Genomic DNA, 26,410 nt, shown 5'->3' on the forward strand with positions numbered 1-26,410 from the left:
AGTTGATCTCAGAAAGGTGTTTGTCATGCTGGATCCGCGGCGGTGGTGGGCCCTGGCGGCGATGTCGCTCAGCCTGATCGTGATCGGGCTGGATCTGACCGTGCTGAACGTCGCGTTGCCGACCCTGGCGACCGACCTGCAGGCGTCGACGAGTCAGTTGCAGTGGTTCGCGAACGCGTACACGCTGGTGCTCGCTTCGCTGCTGTTGCCGGCGGGACTGCTGGGGGACCGGTTCGGGCCGAAGCGGCTGATGCTCGGGGCGCTGGTGGTGTTCGGGCTGGCGTCGGCGGCGTGCGCGTTCGCCGACTCTCCCGGTCAGTTGATCGCGGGTCGCGCGGCGCTCGGGATCGGTTCGGCGTTCCTGATCCCGCTGTCGATGTCGCTGCTCAACCTGTTGTTCGCCCCGGAGGAACGGCAGCGTGCGATGACGATCTGGCTGATGGCGAACTCGCTCGGCATCCCGCTCGGCCCGGTGCTCGGCGGCTGGCTGCTGGACCACTACCGCTGGGGTTCGATCTTCCTGATCAACCTGCCACTAGTTGCAATCGGACTAGTTGCAGTGGCTCTGTTGATCCCGTCGACGAGTGGCCACCGGTCGCGGCGGATCGACGTACCGGGAATCCTGCTGACAGCGGCCGGGCTGGTCTGCCTGACGTACGGGTTCATCGCCGCGGGTGAGCACGGCTGGGGGTCGGCGTGGGCGCTCGGCGGGATCGCGGCCGGAGTGGTCTTCCTGACCGCATTCTGGGCGTGGGCCCGGCGTACGGCGGATGCCTTGATCGACTTGTCTTTGTTCCGGTCGGCCGGCTTCACGTGGGGCACGGTGCTAGCGACGCTAGCGTCGTTCGCGCTGGTGGGGTTGCTGTTCGTGCTGCCGCAACTGTTCCAGGCGGTGCAGGGCGCGGACGCGTTCCAGGCCGGGCTGCGGTTGCTGCCGATCATCGGCGGGATGCTGATCGGCGCGAAGGTCGCGGAGCGTCTGGTCGAGGCGGCCGGGGCGCGGGTCTCGGTGGTCATCGGCTTCTCGCTGATGCTCATGGGTCTGGCGGTGGGGGCATTCACGAGGGTCGGCGACAGCTACGGGTTCACCGCGATCTGGGTCAGCCTGGTGGGGGTCAGCATCGGCTTCACGTTGCCGCCGATGAACGGGCTCGCGCTCGCCGCGCTGCCTCTCGACCGGAGCGGCTCCGGGTCGGCGCTCATCCAGGCGTCGCGCCAGGTCGGCGGGACGCTCGGCGTCGCGATCCTCGGCACGGTGCTCAACACGGCGTACCGCAACCACCTGGACGTCACGGGCCTTCCGTCCGCGGCCGCGGAGGCTGCGCGCGACAGTGCGTCGGCGGCGGTCGCGATCGGTTCGCCCGAGCTGACCCGCTCGGCCCGCGCGGCGTTTGTCAACGGTATGGACATGACGCTGTGGGCTTGCAGCGGCCTCGCGGTGGTGTCCATCGTGCTCGCGCTGGCCTTCCTGCCCCGCCGTACCCAGGCAACCGCGCCGGAACTTGCGACAATCAAGGCATGAGCGGGTTGCGGGAACGGAAGAAGGCGAAGACCAGGGCGGCGATCCAGGAGCACGCGCTGCGGCTCTTCCGCGACCAGGGGTACGCCGAGACCACAGTCCAGGAGATCGCCGCCGCAGCGGAGGTGTCGCCGGCGACGTTCTTCCGGTACTTCCCGACCAAGGAGGACACCATCGTCCTCGACCGGCTCGACCCGGTGATGATCGAGCTGTTCCGCGGCCAGCCGCCCGACCTGCACCCGACCGAGGCGTTGCGGGCGGCGATCCGGCAGGGCATGGACGCGCTGACCCCGGAGGAGTGGGAGCTGGAGTCCGAACGCCAGCGCCTGGTGATCAGCGCCCCCGAGCTCCGGGTCCGGATGCTCGACCAGCTGTACGAGGGCATCGACCTGCTCGCGACCCTCGCCGCCGAACGCACCGGCCGCCCCGCCGACGACTTCGCGGTCCGCGCCTGGGCCGGCGCGGTCGTCGGCGTCGTCATGGCGACGTACGAATCCATGATCGACGCGCCGCTCCCGCAGTACCTCGCGACGATGGATCAGGCCTTCGACCACCTCGCGGCCGGCCTCCCGATGGCCTGACCTTCACGCGACCTTCTCGGCAGCACGCTCCAGCAGCGTGTCACCTGGTTGCAGGCCGAAGGCTTCGGCTGCAGAGCCGCCGCGGATGACGAGTTCGGTGAAGCCGGTGCCGGAGCTGCCCGGCACGATGCCCGGCGCGTTCCGCGGTACGGCGGTCAGGTGTGGGTAGCACGTGACGTCGACGATCGTCGTACTGCCGTCATTGTTGCGTCGGGCAACAGATAGCGTCGTGCCGGCGACGAGGTCGAGGCGCTGGTCGAGTTTGCAGTTGCCGAAGTTGTCGACGACGCTCACGGTCGGTTCGTCGTCGAGGACCTCGGGTACGGCGGTCTCGGTCGCCGGGACCGCGCGGCCGTCGGCGACCCATTTCGCGAGCAACGGCAGGTACCACAGGCTGCGGAACTGCGTGCCGGCGATCTTCTCGATGTCGTCCGCGCCGAAGCCGGCCGCCGTCACCGCCTCGCGGATGTCGGTGACGTAGACGTGCTCGATGCCGAGCTCACGCCGTACCAGGGAAAGCACGCGGGCGTTGAAGGTGCTCGCGACCAGGTGCTTGCCGTGCCAGAAGAAGCAGAACGGTACGCCGTTCGGCCAGACGCCGTCGCGCGGGGCGATGTTCAGCAGCGTGATCGTCGGGTGCGCGTCCTCGCCGAGCGAGGTCGTGGCGATCAGGCAGTCGAGCAGGGTGAGTGCGGCGAACGACTCCGGGTCGGGTCCGTCGGCGGCAACGATCGTCGGTGCCTGGCCGAACAGAGCGCCGATCCGGATGCTGAGTCTGGCGCGGGCATTGCCGTCATAACAGTCGGTGATGTACGTGATCATGTGGAGCTCCAGGTGGTTGCAGCCGTTGGGAAACGAAAGAGGCCCCCGACATCGGGGGCCTCTCGCTGCAAGCACACGTGCCTACGCCGCTAGAGACCTCCGAATCGAGGGCTCAGCATTCGCATAGCGGCGTACCTGGTCACGTCCATGAGAGTAGCACCGTCAGCGCGTCTGGCCGTTGTCGAAATAGGCGACCAGGGCCGGGTCCAGGGCCGGGACGTCCTGCGGTACGCCGTTCGCGCGCAGGGACTGGGTGGCGGCGTAGCCGGCGGCGACCGCGGCGCGGGCCGCGATCGGAGAGGTGAGCGTCGCGCCGCCGTCGCGGACGAAGTTCACGAACTCGGCGACCAGGTGCGGGTCGGCGCCGCCGTGGTGCTCGGTCTCCCCGGCGATCTCGACGACCTGGTCGGCGTCCTCGCGGTAACCGGAGCGACGGCTGTTCCACACCTTCACGACACCGCCCGCGGTGTCACCGAAGTTCTCGAGCCGGCCGTGGGTGCCGATGACGGTGTAGTTGCGCCAGTAGTCCGGCGTGTAGTGGCACTGCTCGTAGGTCATGAAGACCCCGTTGTCCAGCAGCAGGTTCGCCATCGAGAGGTCCTCGACGTCCATCACCGGCGCGAGGCCCTTCTGCTCCAGCGGTGGCCAGTTGTCGCTGGACACGAAGTCCTTGAACCGCTGTCCCGTCCGGTCGAGCCGGTCGGTGATCCCGCCGTACAGCGTGAGCGCGCCCATCGCGTTCACCCGGGTCGTGTAGCCGCCGGCCAGCCAGTGCATCACGTCGATGTCGTGAGCGCCCTTCTGCAGCAGCAGACCGGTGGTGCGCGTACGGTCCGCGTGCCAGTCCTTGAAGTAGAAGTCGCCGCCGTGGCCGACGAAGTGCCGGCACCAGATGGCCTTCACGTCGCCGATCGCGCCGTCCTGGATCAGCTGGCGCATCGTGAGCACGACGGGCATGTGACGCATGTTGTGGCCGACGTACAGCCGGGCGCCGGAGTCGTACGCCGCCTGCAGGACCCGGTCGCTGCCCTCGGTGGTGATCGCCAGCGGCTTCTCCACGAACACCGACACCCCGGCCTCGAGGAAGTCGATCGCCGGACCCTCGTGCAGGTCGTCGGGCGTCGTCAGGAACACGCCGTCGAGCTTCTGGTCGAGCAGTTCGGAGTGGTCGGCGTACGCCGTGGCGTCCGGATACAGCTCCAGCGCGAGATCCCGCTGTCCCGCGACCGGGTCACAGACCGCGACAACTTCCGAGCCCTCGCCGGGACGGTGCGCGTACTGCGCGATGCGGCTGCGCGCCCCGAGCCCCACCACGCCAAACCGAAGATCAGTCATACCAAGCAGCTCCTGCACATAGTTGTTTGCAACAGCCTAACTCCGAGCAATTCTGGCAAGCAATCACCGATCCTCCAGCTGGAATTGCCCCACACGTCATCCAGCGCACATCGGCGTCTCGCTCCGTACCCGCACCATGGCGGAATGTGAGCCTCCACTACGTGGCACTGGGGGACTCGACCACAGTAGGGGTCGGGGACCCGATGAACGGCAGTACGACCGACCTGTCCGGTGCCGGTGCGCGCCCGGGCGAGGGGTGGCGGGGCTGGGCCTCGCTGCTCGCCGACTCCCTGGCCAGCACCCACCGTGTGACGTTCTCCAACTTCGCGACCAGCGGCGCCACCGTGCCGGTCGTCGCGACCGAGCAACTGCCCTCAACCGGTGATGGTCCTGTAGACCTCGCCTCTCTGATCGTCGGCGTCAACGACACCCTGCGATCGACCTTCGACGCCGGCCGGATCCGCGAGCACCTGAACCTGTGCGCGGAGCAGCTGACCGCCCGCGGCGCGTTGGTGCTGACGGTCCGGTTCCACGACCACGGCCAGGTGTTCGGCCTGCCGCGGTGGCTGCGGCGACCGCTGTGGCACCGGATCGAGCAGGTCAACCTCGCGTACGACGACCTGCATGCACGGTACGGCGGGATCCGGCTGGACATGGCCGACGACCCCGAGGTGTACCGGCGGGACTTCTGGAGCGTCGACCGGCTGCATCCGGGGGAGCGCGGGCACCGCAAGCTGGCACGGGCGTTCGCGGATGAGCTGGCGGTCCGCGGGCTGCGTATCGACGTACCGCCTGATCTGGACTGTGCGTACCGGCCGCCGAGCAAGTGGGCGGATGCGGCGTGGCTGGTGCGCGAAGGCGTGCCGTGGGTCGGGCGGCGGGCCAACGACCTGCTGCCCTGGGCCGCCCGGATGGCGCTGACGCAGTCGCTCCCGTCCTCGGAGGGGATGCGCCTGCGTCCGAAGAAGCGAGAGGAGCTCCCGCCGGTTCTTCGGACCTGAGCAACTGCGACTAGGGTCTGGGTATGGCTCGGATTGACGGACGTAATGCTGACCAGCTCCGACCCGTGACGGTGACCCGGAACTGGCTCGACCACGCCGAGGGCTCGGTGCTGGTCGAGTTCGGGCGCACCCGGGTGCTGTGCGCGGCGAGTGTGACCGAGGGCGTGCCGCGCTGGCGCAAGGGCTCCGGTCTCGGCTGGGTGAGCGCGGAGTACGCGATGCTCCCGCGGGCCACCAACACCCGTTCGGACCGCGAGTCGGTGAAGGGCCGGATCGGTGGGCGTACCCACGAGATCTCCCGGCTGATCGGCCGCTCGCTGCGGGCCGTCATCGACTACAAGGCGCTCGGCGAGAACACCATCGTGCTCGACTGCGACGTACTGCAGGCCGACGGCGGCACCCGGACCGCGGCGATCACCGGTGCGTACGTCGCGCTGGCCGACGCGGTCTCGTTCCTGCGGGAGCGGAAGCTGCTGAAGAGCGAGCCGCTGACCGGGACGGTGTCCGCGGTGTCGGTCGGCATCATCGACTCCGTGCCGATGCTGGACCTCTGCTACGAGGAGGACGTCCGGGCCGAGACGGACATGAACCTGGTGATCACCGGCGACGGCAAGTTCATCGAGGTGCAGGGTACGGCGGAGGGCGCGCCGTTCGACCGCTCCGAGCTGGACAGCCTGCTTTCACTGGGTCTTGCAGGCTGCGCGGACCTGGCCAAGATCCAGCAGGAGGCGCTGGCGTGACGCGTGTATTGCTTGCCTCGAACAACAAGAAGAAGCTCGAGGAGCTGCGGCGGATCCTGACGCCGATCGTGCCCGGGATCGAGGTGCTCGGGCTCGGCGACGTACCGCCGTACGACGAACCGGCCGAGACCGAGCCGACGTTCGAGGGGAACGCGCTGCTCAAGGCGCGGGCCGCACTCGCCGCGACCGGACTGCCGTCGATCGCCGACGACAGCGGGATCTGCGTCGACGCACTGAACGGGATGCCCGGCGTACTGTCGGCGCGGTGGTCGGGGCCGGCGAAGGACAACCACGCGAACAACGTGCTGCTGCTCGGGCAGCTGGAGGACGTGCCGGACGAGCGTCGCGGCGCGTCGTTCGTGGCGGCGGTCGCGTTCGTCCGGCCGGACGGACCGGACGAGCTCGTGCTCGGCGAGATGCGCGGGTCGGTGATCCGCTCGTTGCGCGGGACCGGCGGCTTCGGGTACGACGTACTGTTCCAGGCCGACGGGTACGACCGCACGACCGCTGAACTGTCGATCGAAGAGAAAGACGCGATCAGCCACCGCGGCAAGGCACTGCGCGAACTGGCCCCGATCGTGGCGAAGGCGTTGGGGAGCTAGACATGTTGTTCGCTGGATCGGACAAGGACGGCGTCGAGAGCGGCGAGATCACCGTGGCGTACCGGCGGTGGGCCGAGCCGCGCGTGGTCGAGGGGCGGATCTACCGGACGAACGCGGGCCGGATCGAGATCGACAGCATCCGGCAGGTGAACCCGGAGCTGATCGCGGACGGCGACCCGGACGTGGCACTCGCCGACCGCCAGAACGCGAAGGACGTACGGCGCCGGCTGCGGGGCGACGACACGTTGCCGACGTTCCTGATCCGCTTCCACCTCGTCGAGGGTGCGGACCCGCGGGAGGAACTGGCCGCGCAGTCCTCGCTGTCGGAAGCTGAGGTGGCCGACCTCCGGGAGCGCCTCGACAAGTTCGACGAGCTCAGCCACCACGGGCCTTGGACTGTTGACACTCTCCGGCTGATCCAGACCACGCCCGCGACCCGGGCCGGGGACCTCGCGGCCTCTCTCGGGCGCCAGACGGCACCGTTCAAACTCGACGTACGCAAACTCAAGAACCTCGGCCTCACCTACAGCCTCGAGACCGGCTACCGCCTCTCCCCCCGCGGCGCAGCCTACTTGGACGCCGTCGGCAACTAGTCGTTGGACCTGGGGAGGCGTTGTTAGGAGGGTTTGCTGGGATAGCGCCAGAAACACTCCACCAATGCGGACAGGGCAGCGAGCAAGGTGCCGTTAGGGCTGGTCGCCGCGGTGCAGGTTGAGGGTGGCTAGTAGGTCTTCGTGGAGTTCGAACCAGACGCGGTGGCAGGAGTCGACGTCGCTGCGGTCGACCCAGGCGGTCCCGCCTGCGGTGGCGCGTGCAAGAGCTTGTGAGAACCGCAGGTCGTACCCACCGAACCGCGGTAGCACCTCCGTCAACCGTCGAGTGATACTCCCGAGCGCGCCGTCGATCACCTTGAGCTCGTGTAGTACGCCGGCGTCCCATTCGGGGTCGGTGTGGTCGTTCGCTGCGAGCGGGTCGGTCGGCGTCGGCCGCAGCTGCCAGTCGGTGCAGGCCTGCTGCAGCATGCCGTTCACCGGCAAGAACTCGGCGTACACCTTGCTGACAGCGTCCGCGTCGGTCAGCTCGGCCTTGAGCAGGCGCTCGTTCTCTGTGCGGCCTGCTTCGGTAAGCGACCAGCCCGACGTACCCGCGAAGCTGCTGTACGTCGTCCACCCGCGCACCTCGGCGTCCTTCAACGCATCCTCCACGTCCTGCAGTTGAAAACGTCGCGCGATCGCCGTCGTGTCCGCGAACCCCAGTAGCCGGACCGCATGCAGTACGAGGTGCATCAGGTCTCCTGCCGCGCGGTCAGCCGGTTGAACCGCTGCTGACAGGCCTGCGGCGAGCTGAACCCCATCGCGTCGGCCATCTCCGCCCAGGTCAGCCCAGCACTCCTGGCCATGAACAGCAGCCCGGCCTCGACCTCGTCGACCTCCGCTCGGGCAGCCGGCAACAACGCCAGCGCCGCCAGCAGATCGTCGTCGCTCAGGTCGGCGGCCCGCCAGGCCGCGAACTGCGTGAAATCCACCGCAGACAAGGGGATCGGCGCCGGTCGCCATGGTCGCGCCGGGAGATCCTTTGCTCCCAGGTCGAGGAGGTGTGCCCTGGCCTCGCGCTGGCGTTCGGCCTGTTCCTGATCCGCGGTCGCCGCCGCGTCCTGCTTGCGTCGCATCCGCCAACAGTGGATCATCAACAGAACGTTGTCAACATTCTGTTGTCAACGTTTCGTTGATAGGAGCCTTGCATGCTGGTGCCGCTCGCGGACGCAACCATCGACTGCTGCGGCGCCAAAGCAGCAACCCTCGCCACCCTCCTCCAGGCCGGCCTCCTAGTCCCCGAAGGCATCGTCATCCCGTTCGGCGCCCAGCAGATTGATGATGGGCTCTCGCGGTGGCTCGCGAGCGTGGGCGATCCTCCGGTCGCCGTGCGGTCATCGGCCGCGAACGAGGACACCGCGCTCACCTCGGCAGCGGGGCAGCACGACAGCTTCCTCGGCGTACAAGGGATCGCTGCGGTCGTCGACGCCGTACGCGCCTGCTGGGCGTCCGTGTGGTCCCCGCGAGCAACGGCATACCGCAACGGTTCCGACGCCCCGGCGATGGCCGTGATCATCCAGCGCCACCTGGACGCCGATGTCTCCGGCGTGATGTTCACCGACCCAAACGGGCCCACGCTGATCGAGGCCTCCTGGGGCCTGGGCCCAAGCGTCGTAGAGGGCCGAGTAACCCCCGACCGCTACCAGGTCACCGCGGGCGGCACAGTCACCCGCACAATCGCCGACAAACTCACGTCCCTAGACCGCCAAGGCTCAGCCTTGACCGTACGCCGAGTCCCCACCGATCAACGCCGTACGCCGACCCTCTCCGACGCCACCGCCGTACAACTAGCAGCCTTAGCTCAAACAGTCACCGCACTCCTAGGCAGCCCCCAAGACATCGAGTGGTCCCTGACTGCCAACACCCCTTGGCTCCTGCAGTCCCGCCCCATCACAACCCAACCGCCGCCTCTCACCGGTGAAGTCGGCGACGAGCACCTGCTGGTAGGCATCCCAGGCAGCCACGGCACAGCAACCGGCCCCGCCAGAGTCGTCCGAGGCCCGGCCGACTTCCCCAGCGTCCGCCCCGGCGACATCCTCATCTGCCCCCACACCGACCCCGCCTGGACCCCGCTCCTGTCCATAGCCGCAGGCGTAATCACCGAACAAGGCGGCCTCCTGTCCCACGCCGCCATAGTCGCCCGAGAACACAAAATCCCCGCAGTCCTGGCCGTCCCCCGAGCCACAACCCAAATCCCCACCAACACCCCAACAACCCTCAACGGCACCACAGGCACCGTCCGCGTCTAACACGCGACGGCCTGCGGCCGGAGGTCCAACAGGTTGTGCCTGAGGCGGGAGTTGAACCCGCACGCCCGGGGGCACCGGCACCTAAAGCCGGCGTGTCTGCCGTTCCACCACTCAGGCTGGGGGAGTCGCCGCCCCTTGGACAGACATCCTAGGGGAGGCGACTCGGGTCAGCGGCTCTGGAGGGCGTCGATGAAGACGTTCTTCAGGTCGCCGGGGTTGCGGGCTACGTACGCCGCGCCGCCGGTGGCTCCGGCCAGGGCGCTGAGCTCGTCCGCGTTCGCTTCGGGGCCCATGCCCAGGGCGATGATGCGGACCGGGCGGGACGGGTCCTGCTGGGCCTTGAGCGCCTGGACGGCCTCGGCGAGCGTCGGGCTGCCGGGGTCGTCGTTCTTGCCGTCGGTGAACAGCAGGACCGTGTTGACCGCGTTCGACTTGTACTCCTGCCGGACCTGCCGGACCGCGGCGATCGCGGTGTCGTACAGCCCGGTGCCGCCGTTCGGGATCGGGTGCTGGATCTTCAGCTGGTCGACGATCTTGCCGCGCTGCCGTTTCGACAGCGGCGCGATCGGCACCAGTGGTTTGTAGTCGGCCTTGTCGCTGCCGATGGTCGTCGAGAACGTCCACAGGCCGAGTTCCGCGCTGTCCGGGAACAGGCTGAGGCCGCCGGCGGCTGCCTCGATCGTGAGCTGCATCCGGGTCTTGTTGCCGACCTTCTCGGCCATCGAACCGGAGATGTCGATGACCGCCAGCGAGTGCGTGGACAGCGACAGCCGGGTCCAGTTCTGCAGTGTGGTGTCGATCGCGTCGCTGGTCGGCTTGGTCAGCTGGTTCACGTCGCCGACGCCGCGACCGCCGCCGAGCGGGTTCAGCGTGGTGTCGCGGAAGCCGGCCTGGTCACGGGCCTGTGTGGCGCTGTCGGTCAGCAGTTCGGTGGTCAGTGCCTGGGCGGCGTCGTTCGCCGCGTCGGTCTCCGACTTCGCGGTGATGACGATCGGGTAGTCCAGGTACAGCGTCCCGGTGTCGGGCTGGATCGCCCGGAGTTGGGCCTCGGGGTGCGCTTCCTGGTACTTCACGAAGCTCTGCTCGGACGCCGGTACGACGGTCTTGCTGCCGTCCTGGTCGGCGCGACCGAACAGTGCGTTGACGTCCGTGTACGGCTTGGCCATCGACCCGAGCCGCTGGGCCAGCGGGACGATCAACTGCGACACCTGACCGTCGGACGCCGACGTCTTCTGCCGCTCGCTCTGCACCGCCAGCAATGTGAGTGCACCGGGCGAGGTGTTCAGCGGGTCGAGCAGTGCCGGCTGGTTGGCGGCCATGATGCGCAGCCAGGACGAGGTGTCCGCGAAGTTGTCGCGCCGGCCGACGATGACCATCGGCGACGTGGCGATCGAGGCGACCGCGATGCTCGGGACGCTCTGGCCGTCGTCGGCCTGGGCGACCCACAGCGAGGAGTCCGGAACCCACAGGTCCGGCCGGTTGTCGCTGCCGTGCGCGACGTCCCGCGCGATCTGGGCCGACGGCGCCGAGCTGACGGTGATCTGCAGGCACGGGGTGCCGTCCTTGCCGCCCTTGGCCGCCAGCGACTTGGCCGCGGCTTCGAGCGAGGACTGCATCTCGGGCGTGGTGGCCAGCTGGATCTGTGTCGGGTCGGCGCAGGCTTTGCCGCCGCCGAGGAACCCGTCGGCGCCTGCCTCGGACCCGAAGGAGCGGACTACGAAGACGGCGCCCAACGACAGCACCAGTAGCCCGACCGCGGTGATGTACACCGAGCGACGGTTGTTGTTACTTCGCGTCACCGCAGAGGAATGTTTTCCCATCGCGGCAGGTCCCTCCCTCCCAGAGGCAGACTGCGCGCGCAGATTACCCGGTTTCCGCACGTCACGGCGAAGGCCGCCGATGGTCGTGACACACCCGTCGCTGAACCGGAACCGTCCCCGGAGTACGGGTCTTTCACAGGAACGCTTAAAAACTCACCGAGAGTGCCGACTCCGCTGCGGTCCGCTGAGATGTTTGTGTGACCCAAATCACAGCGGTAGTTTGCTTCAAACGACCGTTCTATGGACCAAGCTCATGAAACGGTCGAAGGTTTCCCTCCGGAAACGCCCGTCAGGGGGTGCCTTTTCACAATCCCAGGTCTCGGCGCAGCTTGGCGACGTGGCCGGTCGCCTTCACGTTGTACTGCGCGACCGCGACCTTCCCGTCCGGGTCGACGACGAACGTGGACCGGATCACGCCGGTCACCTTCTTCCCGTACATGGTCTTCTCGCCGAACGCGCCGTACGCCTCCAGCACCGCCTTGTCCGGGTCGCTGAGCAGCGGGAACGTCACGCCGTCGCGCTCCCGGAACTTCGCCAGCTTGGCCGGCTTGTCGGGGGAGATCCCGAGTACGGCGTACCCGGCGGCCTGCAGCGAGTCGAGCGAGTCGCGGAAGTCGCAGGCCTGCTTGGTGCAGCCCGGAGTCATCGCGGCCGGATAGAAGTAGACGATCACGTTCTTTCCGCGCAGGTCCGCCAATGCCACCTCGTTGCCGTCGGCATCGGGCAGGGTGAAGTCGGGGGCGGTGTCGCCAACGGACAGACGATCGGACATCAGGTCCTCCACGGGTAGGTCTACTGAGCGCAATGTTACGTGCGGAAGAACTAGTCCCTGTCGGGGTGCGAGCGGGAGCTGAGTGGGTGAAGATGCGCAGATGAGCCGCGCATCCTCCCGCCAGTTGTTCGACGGCTACCTGGACCCGCGTCGTCCGCATGCCGAGGCGTACGACGAGATGTTCGATCCGGTCGACGGCGTGCGTACGGCGTACAAGCGGCTGCACGACTCGTTGCAGCCGTTGCAGCCTGCGGATCTGACCACCCGGTCCGAGGCGCTCGACCGGGCGCTCGTCGATCAGGGGATCACGTTCAGCCTGTCGGGGGAGGAACGGCCGTTCCCGCTCGACCTGGTGCCGCGGGTGATCACGGCGTCGGAGTGGTCGCGCCTGGAACGTGGCGTCGTCCAGCGGGTGCGGGCCCTCGAGGCGTTCCTCGCCGACATCTACGGCGAGCAGCAGATCGTCGCGGACGGCGTACTGCCGCGCCGGCTGATCACCTCCTGTGAGCACTTCCACCGGCAGGCTGCCGGCATCGCCCCGCCGAACGGTGTCCGCATCCACGTGGCCGGGATCGACGTGGTGCGTGACGAGCAGGGCGACTTCCGGGTGCTCGAGGACAACCTGCGCAGCCCGTCCGGGGTTTCGTACGTGATGGAGAACCGCCGCACGATGGCGCGGGTGTTTCCGGACCTGTTCGCGAAGCACCGGGTCCGTGCGGTCGGCGACTACGCCGTACACCTGCTCCGCTCGCTGCGGGCCGCGGCTCCCGGTGTGACCGACCCGAACGTCGTCGTGCTGACACCAGGTGTCTACAACTCGGCGTACTTCGAGCACTCGCTGCTGGCGCGCCAGATGGGGGTGGAGCTGGTCGAGGGACGGGACCTGCTGGCCCGGAACAACGTCATCTACCTACGGACGACGGAGGGCGAGCAGCGGGTCGACGTGGTCTACCGGCGGATCGATGACGAGTTCCTGGACCCGGTGCAGTTCGTTCCGGACTCCGTGCTCGGTGTGGCCGGTCTGGTGAACGCAGCGCGCGCAGGGAACGTAGTGATCGCCAATGCCATCGGCAACGGCGTCGGTGACGACAAGCTGATCTACACGTACCTGCCGGAGATCCTGAAGTACTACCTAGGTGAAACGCCCCTGCTGCCGAACGTCGACACGTACCGGTGCTGGCTGCCCGCAGAGCACGCGGAAGTACTGGACCGCCTGGACGAGTTGGTCACCAAGCCAGTAGAGGGTTCTGGTGGGTACGGCATCGTGTTCGGGCCGGATGCGTCGCCCAAGGAGCTCCAGGCGCAGCGCCGGCGCATCAGGGCCAACCCACGAGGCTGGATCGCGCAACCCGTCGTACAGCTGTCCACTGTGCCGACGAAGGTGGGTGAACGGCTGCAGCCACGACATGTGGACCTGCGACCGTTTGCGGTCAACGACGGCGACGACGTGTTCGTTCTGCCGGGTGGACTGACCAGGGTGGCGATTCCCGAGGGCAGTCTGATCGTCAACTCGTCACAGGGTGGCGGGTCCAAGGACACGTGGGTGCTGGCGCCCAGGGCGTCCGGTGACGACGCAGAGCTCCGCGGACCGGGGCTGGCTACAGCGGCAGTGAAGCCGGACCGTACGGCGACACCGGAGCAGGGGCCCGAACTGAACGTCGCCCAACAGCAGCAGCAACAGTGATGAGGAGGTGCTGACGATGCTCGCACGCAACGCCGAGTCGCTGTACTGGATCGGCCGGTACGTCGAACGCGCGGACGACACCGCGCGAATCCTCGACGTCTCGGTCCACCAGCTGCTCGAGGACGCCACCGTCGACGCCGACACGGCCAGCCGCCGGCTGCTCTCGGTCCTCGGCATCACTCCACCCGACGGCAGCGAGCTGGACGTGTGGGGGCTGACCGAGCTGGTCGCGATGTCCCCGGAGACCGGGTCGATCGTGTCCTCGATCGCCAGCGCGCGAGAGAACACCCGGGTCGCGCGTGAGGTGGTGTCGAGTGAGCTGTGGCAGTGCATCAACGCGATGTGGAACGCCGTACCCGAGCGGCAGCGCGCTGCGCGCCGGGTGGGGCCGCACGAGTTCTTCACGTTCGTGGAGGACCGGGCCGCGATGTTCGCCGGGCTGGCCGACTCGACGATGAGCCGCGACGACGGCTGGCGGTTCTTGGTGCTCGGGCGGTCGGTAGAGCGAGTGGACATGCTTGTCCGGCTGCTGATGTCCCGTGTGGGAGACAAGCCCACGTCGCCCGGCTGGGTGACAGTACTGCGTTCTGCGGGTGCTCATGACACGTATCTGCGGACGTACCGCGGTGCACTCGACGCGTCCCGGGTGGTGCAGTTCCTGTTGCTGGACCGGCTGTTTCCGCGGTCGGTGTTCCACGCGCTGCAGCAGGCGGAGTCCTGTCTTGAGGACCTCGACCACGGGCCGTCGGCGCGGATCGGTACGGGCGCGGAGGCGTCGCGGTTGCTGGGGAAGGCACGCAGCGATCTGGAGTTCCTGCAGCCGGCGGAGCTGCTGGACAACCTGACCGGCAGACTGCAGGCGCTGCAGGCGACGGTCCGCGACGTCGGTGAGGCGGTGTCGCGGCAGTACTTCCATGCGGTGCCGTGGATCGAGTGGAACAACACGGAGGTGAACCTGTGAACTGGCGCCTCCGCGTCGTGCACACGACGGGCTACCGCTACGCGACAGCCGTGACGCAGTCCTACAACGAAGCCAGGCTGACGCCGCGTCATGACGACCGGCAGAACCTCATGGTGGCTCGGCTGGAGACGATCCCAGCAGCTCGCGCGTACAAGTACACGGACTACTGGGGTACCGAGGTCAACTCCTTCGACCTGCACACCCCGCACACCGAACTGAAGGTGATCGCGGCCTCCGTCGTCGAGACGAGCGACCAGACTCCACCGTCCTCTGAGGTCACCTGGGTGCAGCTGAAGTCACCTGACGTCCTGGACACCTACGCCGAGTACCTCGAGTGGACTACCTACGTGCCGAGGCACCGGGAGCTGTCCGCGGTCGCCCGCTCGTTGCGGAGGGGCCGTTCGCCGGAGGAGACCGTACTCGCGGTGTCCAAATGGGTCCACGGCACGCTGAAGTACCAGCGCGGCACCACTGGTGTGCACTCGTCGGCTGTCGACGCGTGGCAGGCCGGTGAGGGCGTGTGCCAGGACTACGCGCACCTGACCCTGGCCATGCTGCGCGCGGTCGGTGTCCCGAGCCGCTACGTGTCGGGCTACCTACACACCAAGCCGGACGCGGCCGTGGGCGAGAAGGTCGTCGGCGAGAGCCATGCGTGGGTGGAGGCGTGGACGGGCGAGTGGTGGGGCTTCGACCCGACCAACGACATCTCGATCGGGCACCGGCACGTGTGGGTGGCGACCGGCCGGGACTACGCGGACGTGTCGCCGCTGAAGGGCATCTACTCCGGCGATGCGGCGACGGCCATCGAGGTGACCGTCGACATGACCCGGCTAGCCTGAGCCGATGCGGGCCATGACAGTCACGCCGGGCAAGTCCGACTCGGCGACAGTGGGCGACGTCCCAGAACCTCCCGTCGTCGACGGTTCGATCCTGGTGGAGGGCCTGCTGACGGGCATCTGCGGGACCGACCTGGAGCTGGTCTCCGGGGCGTTCGGCAGCGGCCGGGACGGCGCCGACCACCTCGTCATCGGACACGAGTCACTCGGACGTGTGCTGGAGGCACCTGTCGGCTCCGGCTTCACCACCGGGGACCTGGTCGCCGGAGTGGTACGTCGACCCGACCCAGTGCCCTGTCCAGCCTGTGCGCGGGGCGAGTGGGACTTCTGCCGCAACGGGCAGTACACCGAGCGCGGCATCAAGGAAATGGACGGGTACGGCGCCGAGCGCTGGCGGGTCGACCCGTACTTCGCCGTACCGGTGCCTGCTGCACTGGGAGAGCTGGGTGTGCTCGTGGAGCCGGCCAGCATCCTCACCAAGGCGTGGGAGCAGGTGGACCAGGTCGGAGCCCGGTCGTGGTTCGCTCCGCAGCACGTACTGGTGACGGGTGCCGGACCGATCGGTTTGCTGGCTGCACTGATCGCCCGGCAGCGCGGGTACGACGTACACGTGCTGGACCGCGTTGAGGACGGGCCGAAGCCAGAGCTGGTACGGGCGCTTGGCGGGACCTATCTGACCGACCTGGGACAGCTGGACGTCGTACCGGATGTGGTCATCGAAGCAACGGGTGCTGGGCAGCTGGTGTTCGACTGCGCCTCGCTGCTGCCGCCTGCTGGTGTCATGTGCCTGGCCGGGATCCACCCCGGGCCGGCGACTGTCGACGTGCAGCTCGACGCACTGGTCCGGCAGTTGGTGGTCCGCAACGCCGCCCTGGTCGGGACGGTAAACGCAGGCAAGCGGCACTACGCGGACGCCGTGGATGTGTTGCTGGCCGCGGACCGGTCCTGGCTGGAGCGGCTGATCACCCGGACCGTGCCGCTGTCGGAGTGGCCGGACGCATTGGTGCGGGAACCGGAAGACATCAAGGTGGTCGTGGACTTGCGGGGATGACCTGCGAGGATGGTGCATGACGAGGGGCAGACCGGGGCAGCCCCGCCGATGGAAGGAGCGCCGACACGTGTCGGACACGAAGGCTCGGACGGCCGAGCAGATCGAGGCGGACATCGCCGCAACCCGGGAGCGCCTGGCCTCGACGGTGGACGAGCTGGTCGACCGGGCGAACCCGAAGAACGTCGCCCTGCGGCAGGTCGAGCAGGCCAGGTCCCAGGTCTTCGACGAGCAGGGCCAGCTGCGGACCCAGAAGATCGTGGCGGTCGCCGGTGCCGTCGTCGGCGTGGTCGGCGTACTCCTGGTGATCCGCCGCCTGGTGGGTCGCCGGTGACTTCACGCAAGCGGCTGTCCGACGACAAGCTCCCGATCCGGATGCTGCACGACCGCGTCCTGGTCTCCGTCGAGCAGGAGGGCGAGCGGAAGTCGTCGGCGGGCATTCTGATCCCCGCCACCGCGCAGATGGGCCGCCGCCTGTCCTGGGCGAAGGTGGTCGCGATCGGCGCGAACGTGCGGACCGTCGAGGTCGACGATCGAGTGCTGTTCGACCCGGAGGACCGGGCCGAGGTCGAGGTGCGTGGCGACGACTACATCCTGCTCCGCGAGCGCGACCTGCACGCGGTGGCCGCCGGCCGCCTCGAGGACGGCCAGACCGGCCTCTATCTCTGAAATCTGAAACGGGCCGACTTCTGGGCGGCGCCGGTGACCAGGTCGCGGACGAGTGCGCCGACCAGCGGTACGAACTTGAATCCCTGGCCGGAGAACCCGGCGGCAACCGTGATCGGTCCGGCGCGGTCGATGACGAAGTCGGATGTCGGCGTGTTGTCGTAGAGACAACTGATCGCCGTGGACCTGTGAGGGTCCAGCCCTGGGTACCACTGCTCGACGTACTGCAGCAGGGCCAGGTCGCGCTCCGGCTCCGGCTGGAAGTCGCGCTGGTCGGGGTCCACCTCCGGCCCGGTCGCGTGCAGTCCGACCTTGACCCCGGAGCCCGGTTCGTAGAGACCGTAGCTGGTAGGGCCGTGGTGCACGAAGGACGGCCACTCCAGCTCGTCTGACACGGGAGCGAAGAACCGTGGCTGCTCCTGCGTCACTCGGAACGGTGGCAACGACACCAGTCCGTCCACCAGCCTCGGAGTCCATGGTCCAGTCGCCAGTACGACGTGCCGCGCCCGCACCGCGCCACCTGGTACGTCGAGCTCGACCAGACCGTCATGTGTCCGCAGCGCGCGTACCGGTGACTGCACGCGGAACTCGGCGCCCAAACGACCAGCCACGACCTGTAGCGCGTGAACGGTCCGGTCGGCGTACAGCCGCCCTGACCCCGGCTGGTACAGCACCGGGGTCTCGAACCGGAACCCCGGCCACCGCTCCAGAGCCTCTGCGGCCGGCAGCACCGACCCGGTTGCCCCGTGCAACGACCGGAAGACCTCGATCGACGCGTCACTCATCCCGTGGTCGATCCCACCGGTCTCCTCGAGCAGCGTCTCGCCCGACTCGGTCTCCAGCTCCCGCCACAGCGGCCGTGCTCGCTCTGTCAGCTCAGCCACCTCGGCGTCGTCCGCAGCCGGCCGGAACAACCGCGTCGCGCCGTGCGACCCGCCCCGCTCGTGCCCGAGCGTGAACTGCTCCAGTACGACGACCTCTCGCCCGGCCGCGGCCAGTGCCCGCGCGGCCGCCGACCCCATCGCACCGGCCCCCACCACTGCCACGTCATACGTCATTCGGTCACCCCCTGTCAGCACTGATCGTAGTGATGTGGACAGCCGATCTCAGCTGCAGAGCGTGTGGGGGAGAATGGGCGGGTGATCTTCGAGACCTCCAGCCGGCTGCCAGACTTCCCGTGGGACAAGCTCGCCCCCTATCAGCAGAAGGCGGCTGCGCATCCCGACGGGATCGTGGACCTGTCGGTGGGCAGTCCTGTTGACCCGGTGCCGGCGCTGGTGAAGCAGGCGCTGGCCGACGCCGCGGACGCACCGGCGTACCCGACGACGATCGGTACGTCGGCGGCGCGGCAGGCGGCCGTGGACTGGATGGCGCGGCGGCTGGGCGTGACCGGCGTCGACCCGCAGAGCGGCGTACTGCCCGTGATCGGCACCAAGGAGCTGATCATGATGCTGCCGACGCTGCTCGGCATCGGCTCCGGCGACACGGTCCTCATCCCGGACCTGGCGTACCCGACGTACGAGGCCGGCGCGGCGCTCGCCCGGGCCACCAGCGTCCCGGTGGCCGACCCGACGACGTACGACGGGCCGGTCCGGGTCGCGTACCTGAACTCCCCGCGCAACCCGACCGGTGAGATCACCCCGCCGGCCGACCTGCGGCGTGCGGTCGAGTGGGCGCGGGCGAACGACGTACTGCTGGTCAGCGACGAGTGCTACGCCGAGTTCGGCTGGGACGAGAAGCCGGTGTCCGTGCTGCACCCAGACGTGTCCGGTGGCAGCTTCGACAACCTGTTGGCGGTGCACTCGCTGTCCAAGCGCTCCAACCTGGCCGGGTACCGCGGCGGCTTCGTCGCCGGCGATCCGACCGTCGTGGCGGAGCTGCTCGCCGTACGCAAGCACGCCGGGCTGATGGTGCCGTCGCCGATCCAGGCCGCGATGGCTGCCGCGTTCGCCGACGACGCTCATGTCGAGGAGCAGCGTGCCCGCTACCTGCGTCGCCACGCGGTACTGCGGGACGCGCTGACCGATGCGGGCTGGGAGATCACCCTGTCCAACGGCGGGCTGTACCTGTGGGCGTCGCACCCGTCGTACGACGCGTACGGCTCCGTAGGTGCGCTGGCGGATCGGGGAATCTTGGTCGCACCCGGTGCGTTCTACGGGACCGCGGGTGACCGGCACGTCCGGATCGCGCTCACCGGGACCGACGAGCGCGTCGACGCCGCTGTGAAGAGACTGCAGGAGTGAAAGAACTTCCCGGCTTCGTGTGACGTCTTCCTGTGTGACTGCCTCTTATATGGGTAGGTGTTGTCCAGGGGAGGGAGAGGCGGATGAAACGCTTCGTCGGGGTGGCGGTAGCGGTTCTGCTGAGTCTTGGGTCGGTCGGTGTGGCCCAGGCGGACGAGAGTCCTTCGCCGAGTGTCACACCGTCGGTGACTCCTACTGAGACGCCGGCTGAAACACCAACTGAGACACCAACTGAAACGCCTTCACCGACCCCCACTCCAACGCCTACACCGACGCCGAAAGCAGCGGTGGCAGCTTGGTCGATCACGCTGGACCAGCCGGCCGCGTCCTGGGAGGACAAGCCGACCGTCTTCACCGGCAAGATCAGCCAGCCGATCACGGGCTCGTACATCACCCTGTGGCAGCGGGTCCCCGGTGCCTGGGTGCTGCGCGCCTCGACCCGGACCACGGCCGGCGGCGTCTACAAGTTCAGCCTCGTGTCGGCGTACACGGGCACCTGGGCGTTCCGCACGATGATCGGCGTCAAGGCCGAGACGGCGCTCGCGATCTCGGACTACCGGACCGTGCCGATCCAGGACCGGAAGATCCTGATCAACACCCCGGCGTCCTGGTACGCGACCCTGACCGGCGTCTCGGTCACCGGCCGGATGGTCCCGGCGGAACCGGGCAAGGAGCTCGCGCTGCAGGAGTACCTCGGCAGCGGCGTGTGGCGGCTCGTGAACATCGCCACGATGGATGCAGGAGGCAACTTCCGCCTGCGGGTCCCCGACGACCTGCCGAAGACACGGACCGTCCGCGTCGTCACGCGGTACGTCGCCCAGCCCGCGATGGAGTACTCCGGCCTCGCGACGATCGTCATCAAGGCGGCACTGAACCCCAAGGTGTACGCCGTCTCCGCCGCGATGGTGCCGAACACGTACCGCGCCGGATGCCCCGTGAAGCCGTCTTCGCTGCGGCTGCTGCAGCTGAACTACTGGGGTTTCGACGGTCGCGTGCACCGCGGCGAGCTGATCCTGCGGGACGCCGCGGTGGCGAAGATGATCACCGTGTGGACCTCGACGTTCGCGTCGAAGTTCCCGATCCGGCAGATGCGCCGGGTGGACGTGTTCGGCGGTAGCGACATCAAGTCGATGGCGGCCGACAACACCTCCGCGTTCAACTGCCGCCGGGTCACGGGTGATCCGTATTCGCTGTCGCCGCACTCGTACGGCTGGGCGATCGACATCAACACCGTGGAGAACCCGTACCTGGCCGCGAACGGCGTCTGGTACCCGTCGAACGGGCTGGCGTATCGCAACCGGTCCGTGGTGCGTCCGGGCATGCTGTTCTCGAGCAGCGTCGCCACGAAGGCTCTGATCGGCCAGGGGTACTTCTGGGGCGCCGGCTGGGCCAAACCCGACTACCAGCACTTCGAGCCGAAGTGAGAGCCCTAGTAGTCGCCAGCGCGTTGTCAGTCGTTCTGGTCGGCTGCAGCTCCAACTCGGCCGCCCAGGAGCCCACACCGACGCCCACGCCGACGCCGATCCCGACGGTGGTGGGTGGGACGGTCCCGGTGCCCACCAACACGTTGAGCTCCACCAAACCGACAGATGCAGCCGTGCCGCCGGAGGTGCCTGAGCAGGCGACCGCACCGCCTCCGGCAAACGCCGGACCGCTCACCGCACGCAACCTCCCAGCACCGGACAAGCTCGGCACGGGCTGGAAGACGTACACGGACCCGGGTGGTGCAGAGGCAGGCTTCATCGGCAACAACACGTGGACCCGCCGCCGCGACCCACACCAGGCCTCGTACGAAGCACTGCCCTCCGGCTGCGCCGGTCAGGAAGTCAAGGGCTCGCTGCCCGTCCCTGCCTACGCACTAGCTGGCAGCTATCGCACCGCAGACGCCCTACCCGCCACCGCGCTCTTGCTCCGCTTCGCCACGTCTGAGCAGGCGGCCGCCTACTACGAGGGCTACGAGGCCCGTATGAAGGCATGCGGCGCCGGCGGTGACCTGAGCGTCAAACAACTCTGGGCCGACACCACAGCTGCCGCCGCGGTACGTGCGTATGCCGGAGCAGAGTCCTACGTAGACGTGTCGGTGGTGAAGGGTGCGACAGTCGCCCTGCTCGCCGCCACGTCCACCCACCCGGATCAGCAGGCCGACTGGGCCCGCAGCGTCGTACCGGCCCTCGAGGCTGTCATCGACTAGCGTCGACCACTGCCTGCGCGAACTCCCGCGGTGCCTCCTGCGGCACGTTGTGGCCGACGTCGAAGGTGCGGTGCTGGTAGCGGCCGGTGAAGTGGTCCCGGTACGACGACCCGTTCCCGGCCGGTGTGAACGGGTCGTAGCGGCCGTCGACGGTGATCGTCGGTACGGCGATCTTCGGCGCCTTCTGCAGCTTGGTCTCCAGCTCGGCGTACTCCGGCTCGGCCGGGATCAGGCTCTGCCGCCAGCGGTAGTTGCCGATCACGATGGCCTCGTAGTCCGGGTTCTCGAAGGCGGCCGCGGTCCGGGCGTACGTCGCGGCGCTGTACGTCCACGTCGGCGAGTTGAACTTCCAGATGAACTCACCGATCTCTCGCTTGTACTGGTGCAGGCCTTCCGCGCCGCGCTCGGTGGCGAAGTAGTACTGGTACCACCAGGCGTTCTCGGCTGCGGGCGGGAGCGGCTTCTTGTTGAACTCGAGGTTGGTGATCAGGTACCCGGTCACCGAGACCAGTGCCTTCACCCGCTCCGGCCAGAGGGCGGCGATGATGTCCGCGGTGCGCGAGCCCCAGTCGTAGCCGGCCAGCACGGCGCGCTGGATTCCGAGAGCGTCCATCAGAGCGAGGATGTCGAGCGCGAACGCAGCCTGGTCGACGTTGCGCGGCGTTGCGGCCGAGCGGAACGTCGTACTGCCGTGGCCGCGGAAGTAGGGCACCACGACGCGGTAGCCGCGGCGGGCGAGCAGCGGGGCGACCTGCTCGTAGCTGTGGATGTCGTACGGGAAGCCGTGCAGTAGGAGCACCGGGGTGCCGTGAGTCGGCCCGAGTTCGACGTACCCGACGCTGAGAACGCCCGCGTCGATCTGCTTGATTGGCCCGAACGGGAGCTTCGGAGAGGCGGCCGCGCCTCCTGTGAGGAACGGGGCGGCCAGGGCGGCGGCGCCGGTGGTCCGGAGGAGAGTACGGCGGCTGACGTTCATGAGAGACCTTTCCGAGGGGAGAGGCTCCAGATTCGCCGGTGCGGGACCCCGGTCGCGCCCGTGAGACACCCTGGTCCGGACTCCCCAGGGTCAGGAAAGTCGGAGGAGAAGTTGTATTACCTTTCAGTATTTCGTGTCCTACACTCCGGTTATGGGTGACTTCGACCGGTATGCCCGCCTGACCGCGCGGCTGGACGCGCCGTACGCGGTGATCGACCTCGCCGCGTTCCGGCGGAACGCCGACGACCTGGTCCGGCGCGCCGCCGGTACGCCGATCCGGATCGCCTCCAAGTCGGTCCGTTGCCGCGCGCTGATCACGGCCGCGCTCGAGCGGCCCGGGTTCCACGGCGTGATGAGCTACGCGCTCCCCGAGGCGCTCTGGCTGGCCCGGAACGGTGTCGACGACATCCTGCTCGGCTACCCGACGACCCATCGGACCGCGCTCCGCGAGCTGTCCGAGGACCCCGAGGCGGCGTCCCGGATCACGCTGATGATCGACTCGCCGGAGCACCTCGGGTACGTCAAGGCCGCGGCGACCGGCACTGCGCGGATCCAGATCTGCCTCGACGTCGACGCCTCGCTGCGAATCTTCGGCCGGCACCTCGGCGTACGACGGTCGCCGCTGCGCACCCCGTCCGAGGTCGCAGCGCTGGCCAGTACCGTCGCCGCCGACGACGCGTTCGAGCTGACCGGCGTGATGTTCTACGAGGCGCAGATCGCAGGCCTCCCCGACACGTCGCCGGCCGTTCGCTGGGTGAAGCGCCGTTCGGCCGCCGAGCTCGCCGACCGGCGTGGCGCGGTCGTCGACGCGGTCAAGCAGGTCGCGCCGCTCCGGATCGTCAACAGCGGCGGCACGGGCAGCCTGGAGATCAGCAGCGCCGACCCGGTCGTCACCGAGGTCACCGCCGGCTCCGGTCTCTACGGCCCGACTCTCTTCGACAAGTACGACGTGTTCCAGCCGGAGCACGCGATGGCCTACGCGCTGGACGTCGTACGGCGGCCCGCACCGCGGATCGCCACGCTCTTCGGCGGTGGGTACGTGGCGTCGGGGCCGGCGAAGAAGTCGCGGCTACCGCTGCCTGCCGCGCCGTCCGGACTGAAGCTCCTGGGCACCGAAGGCGCCGGTGAGGTGCAGACTCCGGTCCAGGGACAATCGGCCGATCGGCTACACATCGGCGACAGAGTGTGGATGCGCTACGCGAAGGCAGGCGAGATGCTGGAGCGGTTCGACGTCGTGAACGCGATCGACGGCGATGAGGTGAAGGAACTGGTCACCTACCGCGGCGAAGGGAAGAACTTCGGATGAGCACCTGGCGGAACTGGGCCGGCACCGAGTCGGCGACCGGGATCGAGACGCTGCGCCCAGGTTCGGCCGACGAGCTCGCCGCCGTGGTCAAGTCCGCGGCCGAGCAGGGTAAGAAGCTCAAGGCGGTCGGTTCCGGGCACTCGTTCACGGGCTGCTCGGTGCCACAGCAGGTGATGATCCGGCTGGACGGCCTGTCCTCGATCGTCAACGCCGACAAGGAATCCGGCCGTGTCACGGTCGGAGCGGGCACCGGGCTGCGGAAGCTCAACGCGGGCCTGGCGGCGTTCGACCTGGCGATGGCGAACCTCGGCGACATCGACAAGCAGACTGTGTCGGGCGCGATCTCCACCGGGACGCACGGGACCGGTGCTCGGCTCGGCGGTCTGGCCACGCAGGTCGTCGCGCTCGACCTCGTCACCGCGGACGGCTCGGTGCTGCACTGCTCGGCGGAGGAGAACCCGGACGTGTTCGCCGCGGCCCGGGTCTCGGTCGGCGCGCTCGGCGTGATCAGCTCGCTGACCCTGCAGTGCGTGCCGGCGTTCCTGCTGCGTGCGCAGGAGATGCCGCTGCCGCTCACCGAGGTCCTGGACGGGTTCGGTGAACTTGCCGATGGCAACGACCACTTCGAGTTCTACTGGTTCCCGCACACCGAGATCGCGCTCACCAAGCGGAACAACCGGGTCGCCCCGGGCGTCGACGCCTCACCGGTCGGCCGGGTTCGTGGCTGGATCGACGACGAGCTGCTGTCCAACAAGGTCTTCGAGCTGACCAATCGGCTCGCGGTCCGGCGACCCGGGATGGTGCCGCGGATCAACCAGCTCGCCTCGCGGGCGCTGTCGGCCCGGGAGTACGTCGACGCGTCGTACAAGGTGTTCTGTTCCGAGCGGAACGTGATCTTCCGCGAGTCGGAGTACGCCGTACCGCGGGAGCACGTCGTCGACGTGATCCGCCGGCTGCGGGAGTGGATCGACGCGTCCGGGTCGCGGATCCCGTTCCCGATCGAGGTCCGGGTGGCCGCGCCGGACGACATCTGGCTGTCCACGGCGTCCGGGCGCGAGACGGCGTACGTCGCGATCCACCAGTACCACCGGCTGCCGCACGACCCGTACTTCCGGGCCTTCGAGAACATCGTCGCCGACTACGGCGGCCGGCCGCACTGGGGCAAGCTGCACACGCTCACGGCGGACGACCTGCGCACCCGCTACCCGCACTTCGACGACTTCCTCGCGATCCGCGACCGGCTGGATCCACAACGGACGTTCGAGAACGCCTACACCGAGCAGGTCTTCGGGCGCTAGCCTGCGGAGATGAGTACATCGGAGGGGCTTGAACCTGTCGTCGAGGACTGGCAGAAGGCGCTGGCTGTGGTCGCGCATCCGGATGACCTGGAATTCGGTACGGCGGCCGCGATCGCGCGCTGGACCGGACAGGGCAAACAGATCGTGTACTGCCTACTGACCTCCGGCGAGGCGGGGATCGACGGCGTCGACCCGGCCGAGTGCGGCCCGCTGCGTGAGGCCGAACAGATCGAGTCGTCCCGGATCGTCGGCGTCTCCGCGGTCGAGTTCCTCGGTCAGCCCGACGGCACCATCGAGTACGACGTCGCGCTCCGCCGCGTGATCACCGCCGCGATCCGCCGGCACCAGCCGGAGATCGTCATCACGAACAACTTCCGCGACACCTGGGACGGCGACGTCCTGCTGAACCAGGCCGACCACATCAACACCGGCCGCGCCACGCTCGACGCGGTACGGGACGCAGCCAACCGGTGGATCTTCACGGACGCCGGCGACAAGTGGGACGGCGTACGGCAGGTCTGGGCGGCCGGATCACCCGACGCGCGGCACGGGGTGGACACCACCGACACGTTCGACGTCGGAGTGCAGTCGCTGAAGGCGCACAAGGCCTACATCGACGGGCTGAACTGGCCGCATTTCGACCCGGAGGAGTTCCTCGAAGGCACCTCGCGCCCGGCCGGTGCTCAGCTGGGCACGAAGTACGGCACGCGGTTCGAGGTCTTCACTCCTTGAGGTAGGCCTGCAGATGCGGCGGCGCCGGCTTCGGGCGCCGCGGCTCGCGGTCTCCGGCGGTACCGGGGCCGGGCGGGTTGTTCGGGCCGACCCACGAGCGAACCAGCGCGCGACCGCCCTTGCGAGTCATCCGGTGCAGGTCGATCTGCTCGACCTGACTGGCCGGGATCCCAAGCTGGGCGAGGCTCCGGTTCGCCATGGCGCAGGCCGTGTCGTGCTTGCGCGGCGACATCTTCTGCTGCAGGACGACCGCGATCGATCCGTCCGGCAGGTCCTCGATCCGCTGGAACCGCAGGCCCTTGTCCAAGGACCACGAGTTCAGGGCGAGGTCGATGTAGTCGGCGTTGGACAGTCGACGATCGGGCTTCGCGCGCGCAACCACTTCGTAACGGGCCATACCCCGATCATCCGTCGGCGGTCGCCGGATTTCCAGAA

General features: G+C 68.5%; 28 protein-coding genes and 1 tRNA gene. 19 read left to right on the forward strand and 10 right to left on the reverse strand.

The annotated features are described in order from the left end of the window. The first annotated feature begins 25 nt into the window (after positions 1 to 25). Positions 26 to 1,522, forward strand: a complete 1,497-nt coding sequence (locus OHB24_RS22170; protein WP_327632711.1) for a DHA2 family efflux MFS transporter permease subunit — start codon at positions 26 to 28, stop codon at positions 1,520 to 1,522. Further along, a complete protein-coding gene (locus OHB24_RS22175) occupies positions 1,519 to 2,100 on the forward strand; it encodes an acyl-CoA-like ligand-binding transcription factor (protein WP_327632712.1) in 582 nt (193 codons plus the stop codon). The genes OHB24_RS22170 and OHB24_RS22175 overlap by 4 nt, the downstream gene beginning before the upstream one ends. A gap of 3 nt (positions 2,101 to 2,103) precedes the next feature. Here the strand turns inward: OHB24_RS22175 and OHB24_RS22180 are convergent, their stop codons facing one another. Next, positions 2,104 to 2,922: an SAM hydroxide adenosyltransferase gene (locus tag OHB24_RS22180; RefSeq protein ID WP_327632713.1), complete on the reverse strand. Its 819-nt coding sequence runs from the start codon at positions 2,920 to 2,922 to the stop codon at positions 2,104 to 2,106. Between the two features lie 162 nt (positions 2,923 to 3,084). Beyond that, positions 3,085 to 4,257, reverse strand: coding sequence for a Gfo/Idh/MocA family protein (locus tag OHB24_RS22185; RefSeq protein WP_131347752.1), 1,173 nt, complete (start codon positions 4,255 to 4,257; stop codon positions 3,085 to 3,087). Between the two features lie 146 nt (positions 4,258 to 4,403). On the opposite strand from OHB24_RS22185, the gene OHB24_RS22190 reads away from it, so the two are divergent. From OHB24_RS22190 to OHB24_RS22205, 4 genes are read left to right on the forward strand one after another with little or no spacing between them, the layout of a single operon-like run. Then, positions 4,404 to 5,258, forward strand: a complete 855-nt coding sequence (locus OHB24_RS22190; protein WP_327632714.1) for an SGNH/GDSL hydrolase family protein — start codon at positions 4,404 to 4,406, stop codon at positions 5,256 to 5,258. 23 nt (positions 5,259 to 5,281) lie between these two features. After that, complete coding sequence (gene rph, locus OHB24_RS22195; RefSeq protein ID WP_327632715.1) at positions 5,282 to 5,998, forward strand: ribonuclease PH; 717 nt, start codon at positions 5,282 to 5,284, stop codon at positions 5,996 to 5,998. Next, positions 5,995 to 6,600, forward strand: a complete 606-nt coding sequence (rdgB, locus tag OHB24_RS22200) for an RdgB/HAM1 family non-canonical purine NTP pyrophosphatase (RefSeq protein WP_327632716.1) — start codon at positions 5,995 to 5,997, stop codon at positions 6,598 to 6,600. The genes rph and rdgB overlap by 4 nt, the downstream gene beginning before the upstream one ends. A 2-nt stretch (positions 6,601 to 6,602) precedes the next feature. After that, positions 6,603 to 7,193, forward strand: a complete 591-nt coding sequence (locus OHB24_RS22205; RefSeq protein WP_327632717.1) for a hypothetical protein — start codon at positions 6,603 to 6,605, stop codon at positions 7,191 to 7,193. A 93-nt stretch (positions 7,194 to 7,286) separates the two neighbouring features. Here OHB24_RS22205 and OHB24_RS22210 read toward each other — a convergent pair whose 3' ends face one another. Together OHB24_RS22210 and OHB24_RS22215 are read right to left on the reverse strand one after the other, a co-directional pair. Then, complete coding sequence (locus tag OHB24_RS22210; protein WP_327632719.1) at positions 7,287 to 7,886, reverse strand: transcriptional regulator; 600 nt, start codon at positions 7,884 to 7,886, stop codon at positions 7,287 to 7,289. Further along, positions 7,886 to 8,269: a hypothetical protein gene (locus OHB24_RS22215; protein ID WP_327632720.1), complete on the reverse strand. Its 384-nt coding sequence runs from the start codon at positions 8,267 to 8,269 to the stop codon at positions 7,886 to 7,888. The genes OHB24_RS22210 and OHB24_RS22215 overlap by 1 nt, the downstream gene beginning before the upstream one ends. A 72-nt stretch (positions 8,270 to 8,341) precedes the next feature. Between OHB24_RS22215 and OHB24_RS22220 the strand changes: the two genes are divergently transcribed. Next, entirely contained in the window at positions 8,342 to 9,442 is a 1,101-nt protein-coding gene (locus OHB24_RS22220) for a PEP/pyruvate-binding domain-containing protein (RefSeq protein ID WP_327632721.1), read from the forward strand. Between the two features lie 36 nt (positions 9,443 to 9,478). On the opposite strand, the gene OHB24_RS22225 is transcribed toward OHB24_RS22220, so the two are convergent. From OHB24_RS22225 to bcp, 3 genes are all read right to left on the reverse strand, one after another. Beyond that, a tRNA-Leu gene (locus tag OHB24_RS22225) sits at positions 9,479 to 9,559 on the reverse strand. Positions 9,560 to 9,609: 50 nt separating this feature from the next. Beyond that, a complete protein-coding gene (locus OHB24_RS22230) occupies positions 9,610 to 11,241 on the reverse strand; it encodes a substrate-binding and VWA domain-containing protein (protein ID WP_327632722.1) in 1,632 nt (543 codons plus the stop codon). A gap of 325 nt (positions 11,242 to 11,566) precedes the next feature. Then, the gene (gene bcp / locus OHB24_RS22235) at positions 11,567 to 12,034 is read right to left on the reverse strand and encodes a thioredoxin-dependent thiol peroxidase (RefSeq protein WP_327632723.1); all 468 of its coding nucleotides are present in this window, start codon (positions 12,032 to 12,034) and stop codon (positions 11,567 to 11,569) included. Positions 12,035 to 12,134: 100 nt separating this feature from the next. Here bcp and OHB24_RS22240 point away from each other — a divergent pair, with 100 nt between their 5' ends. From OHB24_RS22240 to OHB24_RS22265, 6 genes are read left to right on the forward strand one after another with little or no spacing between them, the layout of a single operon-like run. Further along, positions 12,135 to 13,718 carry a circularly permuted type 2 ATP-grasp protein gene (locus tag OHB24_RS22240; protein ID WP_327632724.1) on the forward strand — a complete coding sequence of 528 codons (1,584 nt, stop codon included), beginning with the start codon at positions 12,135 to 12,137 and terminating at the stop codon, positions 13,716 to 13,718. Positions 13,719 to 13,734: 16 nt separating this feature from the next. Next, entirely contained in the window at positions 13,735 to 14,679 is a 945-nt protein-coding gene (locus OHB24_RS22245) for an alpha-E domain-containing protein (RefSeq protein WP_327632725.1), read from the forward strand. After that, entirely contained in the window at positions 14,676 to 15,518 is an 843-nt protein-coding gene (locus tag OHB24_RS22250) for a transglutaminase family protein (RefSeq protein WP_327632726.1), read from the forward strand. The genes OHB24_RS22245 and OHB24_RS22250 overlap by 4 nt, the downstream gene beginning before the upstream one ends. Before the next feature lie 4 nt (positions 15,519 to 15,522). After that, the gene (locus OHB24_RS22255) at positions 15,523 to 16,566 is read left to right on the forward strand and encodes a glucose 1-dehydrogenase (RefSeq protein WP_327632727.1); all 1,044 of its coding nucleotides are present in this window, start codon (positions 15,523 to 15,525) and stop codon (positions 16,564 to 16,566) included. Positions 16,567 to 16,582: 16 nt separating this feature from the next. Continuing rightward, complete coding sequence (locus tag OHB24_RS22260) at positions 16,583 to 16,897, forward strand: DUF3618 domain-containing protein (protein ID WP_327632728.1); 315 nt, start codon at positions 16,583 to 16,585, stop codon at positions 16,895 to 16,897. Beyond that, the gene (locus OHB24_RS22265; RefSeq protein ID WP_442913918.1) at positions 16,894 to 17,232 is read left to right on the forward strand and encodes a GroES family chaperonin; all 339 of its coding nucleotides are present in this window, start codon (positions 16,894 to 16,896) and stop codon (positions 17,230 to 17,232) included. Before OHB24_RS22260 ends, OHB24_RS22265 begins: the two co-directional genes overlap by 4 nt. Here the strand turns inward: OHB24_RS22265 and OHB24_RS22270 are convergent. Next, complete coding sequence (locus OHB24_RS22270; protein WP_327632729.1) at positions 17,223 to 18,287, reverse strand: FAD-dependent oxidoreductase; 1,065 nt, start codon at positions 18,285 to 18,287, stop codon at positions 17,223 to 17,225. The genes OHB24_RS22265 and OHB24_RS22270 overlap by 10 nt on opposite strands. Before the next feature lie 84 nt (positions 18,288 to 18,371). Here OHB24_RS22270 and dapC point away from each other — a divergent pair, with 84 nt between their 5' ends. From dapC to OHB24_RS22285, 3 genes are all read left to right on the forward strand, one after another. Beyond that, complete coding sequence (dapC, locus tag OHB24_RS22275) at positions 18,372 to 19,472, forward strand: succinyldiaminopimelate transaminase (protein ID WP_327641087.1); 1,101 nt, start codon at positions 18,372 to 18,374, stop codon at positions 19,470 to 19,472. A gap of 287 nt (positions 19,473 to 19,759) precedes the next feature. Further along, positions 19,760 to 20,896: a M15 family metallopeptidase gene (locus tag OHB24_RS22280; protein WP_327632730.1), complete on the forward strand. Its 1,137-nt coding sequence runs from the start codon at positions 19,760 to 19,762 to the stop codon at positions 20,894 to 20,896. Next, positions 20,893 to 21,663 (forward strand): hypothetical protein, encoded by a 771-nt coding sequence (locus tag OHB24_RS22285; RefSeq protein ID WP_327632731.1) that lies wholly within the window; start codon positions 20,893 to 20,895, stop codon positions 21,661 to 21,663. Before OHB24_RS22280 ends, OHB24_RS22285 begins: the two co-directional genes overlap by 4 nt. On the opposite strand, the gene OHB24_RS22290 is transcribed toward OHB24_RS22285, so the two are convergent. Then, entirely contained in the window at positions 21,653 to 22,639 is a 987-nt protein-coding gene (locus OHB24_RS22290) for an alpha/beta fold hydrolase (protein ID WP_327632732.1), read from the reverse strand. The genes OHB24_RS22285 and OHB24_RS22290 overlap by 11 nt on opposite strands. Positions 22,640 to 22,790: 151 nt before the next feature. Here OHB24_RS22290 and OHB24_RS22295 point away from each other — a divergent pair, with 151 nt between their 5' ends. From OHB24_RS22295 to OHB24_RS22305, 3 genes are read left to right on the forward strand one after another with little or no spacing between them, the layout of a single operon-like run. Continuing rightward, positions 22,791 to 23,945, forward strand: a complete 1,155-nt coding sequence (locus OHB24_RS22295; protein WP_327632733.1) for an amino acid deaminase/aldolase — start codon at positions 22,791 to 22,793, stop codon at positions 23,943 to 23,945. After that, positions 23,942 to 25,243: a D-arabinono-1,4-lactone oxidase gene (locus OHB24_RS22300; protein WP_327632734.1), complete on the forward strand. Its 1,302-nt coding sequence runs from the start codon at positions 23,942 to 23,944 to the stop codon at positions 25,241 to 25,243. The genes OHB24_RS22295 and OHB24_RS22300 overlap by 4 nt, the downstream gene beginning before the upstream one ends. A 9-nt stretch (positions 25,244 to 25,252) precedes the next feature. Further along, entirely contained in the window at positions 25,253 to 25,975 is a 723-nt protein-coding gene (locus OHB24_RS22305) for a PIG-L deacetylase family protein (protein ID WP_327632735.1), read from the forward strand. On the opposite strand, the gene OHB24_RS22310 is transcribed toward OHB24_RS22305, so the two are convergent. Further along, positions 25,965 to 26,372 (reverse strand): hypothetical protein, encoded by a 408-nt coding sequence (locus OHB24_RS22310; protein ID WP_327632736.1) that lies wholly within the window; start codon positions 26,370 to 26,372, stop codon positions 25,965 to 25,967. The genes OHB24_RS22305 and OHB24_RS22310 overlap by 11 nt on opposite strands. Positions 26,373 to 26,410: the final 38 nt, after the last annotated feature.

This window comes from Kribbella sp. NBC_00482 (assembly GCF_036013725.1).
Taxonomy (GTDB): domain Bacteria; phylum Actinomycetota; class Actinomycetes; order Propionibacteriales; family Kribbellaceae; genus Kribbella.